Below are 3,517 nucleotides of genomic sequence, written 5' to 3'. Positions count from 1 at the left end.
ATTGGCAGACCTTCTGCCTGGACTGCGCATCCAGTTCCGATGCCAGATCATCCAGCAACAGCAGCGGGCGCATGCCGTCTTGCATCAATCGCTGGACCATGGACAACTTGAGCGCGCAAACCACCAGCTTCAGCTGACCCCGCGAGAGCCGCTCATCCACCGCTACGCCTTGGGTCCGGATCTTCAGATCAGCGCGATGCGGACCTGTCTGCGTGAAACCGCGCTCCATGTCCCTGCCGCGTGATTGCGCCAACAGATCCGCCAGCGATTCCTCTGTGTTCCAGCCAGGCTGGTAATCGACATCAAGCGGAACATCCGGCAGAAGTCGCGACAAGGCGCCAGACAACCAGGGCAGCCAGCTCTCCACGAAAGCTGCTCGCGCATGGTGCAAGGGCAGGGCGGCTTCAGCAAATTCCTGTTCCCAGACCTGCAATTCCATTGGCGAAATTTTAGCAGACTTGAGCAGTGAATTCCTTTGTTGCAGTGCCCGCTGGGCACGTGACCAGTACCCATGGAACGATGGTTCCACGTGAAACACACCCCAGTCCAGCAGCTGGCGACGAGGTTGCGAGGGTCCGTCCATGATGTTCAGGGACAAGGGATCGAACAGCTGCAAGGGCAGGTGCAGCGCCAGTGTGGCGAGGCTAGGCGCCTGTGCGCCATTGACGCGAACCGTCGATTCACCTGAAACCGTTTTTTGTATGCCCAGACTGTGACCGGAACCGGTACGTCCGAAAATCGTTGCAGCCGGTTCTTCATCCTGCACCAAGCGACGTGCCTTCAAGGTGCGGAAAGAGCGCCCGAGCCCGAGCAGATGCACGGCCTCCAGCAGCGACGTCTTGCCGCTGCCGTTGAGGCCGTGAAAGAGATTGATGGCAGGACCCGGTTCAAGGGAAACCTGCCGGAGATTCCTGAGACAGGAAATCTCCAGCCGGACCAGGGTCACGAAAGAAGGCGCTGGGACAAAAGCAGATCAGAGACGCATCGGCATGACGACATAGACTGCATCAGCCTGTTCGCCATCGTTGTCGCGGATCAGCGCCGAGCTGTTGGTATCACCAAGGATCGCCTGGGTGTAGGCGCCGCTGAGCACGTTCAGCACGTCCAGCAGGTAGCCGACATTGAAACCGATCTCCAGTTCCTTGCCGTTGTACTCGACCTGCAGTTCTTCCTCGGCTTCTTCCTGGTCCGGGTTCGTGGCCAGGATGCGCAGCTGGTCGCCCTCGATCTGCAGGCGCACGCCGCGGAACTTCTCGTTGCAGAGAATCGCCGCGCGCTGCAGTGCCGACTTCAGATCTTCACGACCAGCGACCAGCGTGCGGTCGCCGCCCTTGGGCAGCACGCGCTCGTAGTCCGGGAAACGGCCGTCGATGAGCTTGGAGGTGAAGGTGACATTGCCCACGGTGACACGCAGGTGGTTGCTGCCCAGCGTCAGGGTGACTTCAGCATCATCGTCCGAGAGCAGGCGGGAAAGTTCCTGCACGCCCTTGCGCGGCACGATGACCTGCATCTTCTCGGAGATCTGGGTGGTGACATCGGCATCGCACAGAGCCAGGCGGTGACCGTCGGTCGAGACCACGCGCAGCTTGCCTTCGGTGACTTCGAACAGCATGCCGTTGAGGTAGTAGCGGACATCCTGCTGCGCCATGGCGAACGAGGTCTTGTCGATCAGACGCTTCAGCGCCTTCTGCGACAGCGTCAGCGAGAACGAGCCGGCAAGAGTGTCATCGAGGTTGGGGAAGTCATTGGCCGGGAGCGTGGTCAGCGTGAAACGGCTCTTGCCGGAGCGCAGCAGCAGGCGCTGGCCATCCAGCGCCAGTTCGACCTGAGCGGTGGCAGGCAGCGCGCGGCAGATGTCCAGCAGCTTGCGGCAGGGCACCGTGATGCGGCCGTTCTGACTGTCGCCGTCGAGCACCTGACGTGCGACCAGCTCGACCTCCAGGTCCGTGCCGGTCAGCGCCAGCTCGCCCTGGTCCACCACCAGCAGCACATTCGACAGTACCTGCAGGGTCTGGCGTTTCTCCACCACGCCGGCCACTTGCTGCAGCGGTTTCAACAACTGGTCACGAGTCATCGACACTTTCATGGTCATCTTCCCAAGGGCTCAGGCCTGAAGCAGGCGCAGCAGATTGTTGTAGTCTTCGTCCAGGTGCGAATCAAGCGCACGCAGCTCGGCGACTTTCTCGCAGGCATGGATCACGGTGCTGTGATCACGTCCGTCGAAAGCCAGCCCGATTTCCGGATAGCTGTTGCCGGTCAGCTGTCGCGACAGCGACATGGCCATCTGGCGTGGTCGCGCGAACGACCGGTTGCGTTTCTTGCCGGTCAGCTCCCGCAGCGGAATGCGGTAGTACTCGGCGACGACACGCTGAATATTGTCGATATTAAACTGGCGCGCGCGCACAAGCAGCACATCACGCAAGGCTTCCTTCACCAGCTCCAGCGTCACCGGCAGGCCCTTGAAACGGGCTGTGGCGATCACCTTGTTGAGGGCGCCTTCGAGCTCGCGGACATTGCCCTGGACGTGCTCGGCGACGAAGTGCGCCGATTCCAGCGGCAGGTCGATCCCGGCCGAATTCGACTTCTTGAGCAGGATGGCGACGCGCGTCTCCTTGTCCGGCGGATCGACCTGGATCGACAGCCCCCACGAGAAACGGGACTTGAGGCGATCATCCATACCATTGATTTCTTTAGGAATTCTGTCAGATGTCATGATGATCTGACGCGATCCCTCGAGCAGCGAATTGAAGGTATGGAAGAACTCGTCCTGGGTGCTTTCCTTGTTCGCGAAAAACTGGATGTCGTCGATCAGCAGGGCATCCAGCGAACGATNACCCGGGCGTTCGGATTGCGGCGCAGGATCTCGTTGCCCACGGCGTGCATCAGGTGGGTCTTGCCAAGGCCGGTCGGTCCGTAGATGAACAGCGGATTCGAGTTCGGCGCACCGGGATTGTCCGCCGCCTGCAGACAGCCGGCATGGGCCAGCTGCGCGCCCTTGCCGGACACGAAATTGTCGAAGGTGAACAGCGGATTCAGGCTGCTCGCCGGTTTCGGCAAGGGTTCCGCGGCTGGTACCACCGATGCCGGAGCGCGCTGGCGCTGTGCCGCAGCAGAGGCGGGGACAGGAGCAGGCTGCCGGTCGCCACGACTGCCGACACGGATGGTGACCTGATCGATGCGTCCGTCGGAAGCGTCATGCACCACCTCGCGGATCCGCGCGATGAACTTGTCCATGACATGACGGACAAAAAAGGGATTGGGTGCGAGCAACTCGAGCGAGCTGGCACCTTCATCGACCTGCAGCGGACGAATCCACATCTGGAAGAGGTTCACCGGATACTCTTCTTCCAGGCGCTGCAATGCTGTTTGCCAGACACTCCCCGACATCAGACCTTATCCACATCCAAAAGCGTGATTCTACGAAGCTCTCCGGCCTGCCGCCAGACAGGAATCCACATCTTTTCACCTATTGTGGATAAATCTGTCTACAGTGACGACAGCCCGCCTTGGCACTTCT

General features: G+C 60.8%; 2 protein-coding genes and 2 pseudogenes. All 4 read right to left on the bottom strand.

Annotation, left to right across the window (positions count from 1 at the left end; genetic code table 11):
- Positions 1-946, bottom strand: a 946-nt coding sequence (recF, locus tag C5O18_RS10265; protein ID WP_146089276.1) for a DNA replication/repair protein RecF, incomplete at its 3' end; no start/stop codon positions are given.
- Positions 947-973: 27 nt separating this feature from the next.
- Positions 974-2,086, bottom strand: coding sequence for a DNA polymerase III subunit beta (gene dnaN, locus C5O18_RS07605; protein WP_105192875.1), 1,113 nt, complete (start codon positions 2,084-2,086; stop codon positions 974-976).
- Positions 2,087-2,104: 18 nt separating this feature from the next.
- Positions 2,105-3,072, bottom strand: a pseudogene (locus C5O18_RS07600) (chromosomal replication initiator protein DnaA); the annotation flags it as partial.
- 186 nt (positions 3,073-3,258) lie between these two features.
- A pseudogene (locus tag C5O18_RS11175) lies at positions 3,259-3,318 on the bottom strand (hypothetical protein); the annotation flags it as partial.
- Positions 3,319-3,517: the final 199 nt, after the last annotated feature.

Source organism: Amnimonas aquatica, assembly GCF_002943415.1.
GTDB lineage: Bacteria > Pseudomonadota > Gammaproteobacteria > Pseudomonadales > Moraxellaceae > Perlucidibaca > Perlucidibaca aquatica_A.
The sequence above is the reverse complement of the archived record's forward strand: the minus strand, read 5'-3'. Positions and strand labels throughout refer to the sequence as shown.

What these genes read in the sequence shown, in the direction of transcription:
- dnaN (WP_105192875.1), bottom strand. Translation starts at nt 2,086, where the DNA reads ATGAAAGTGTCGATGACTCGTGACCAGTTGTTGAAACCGCTGCAGCAA.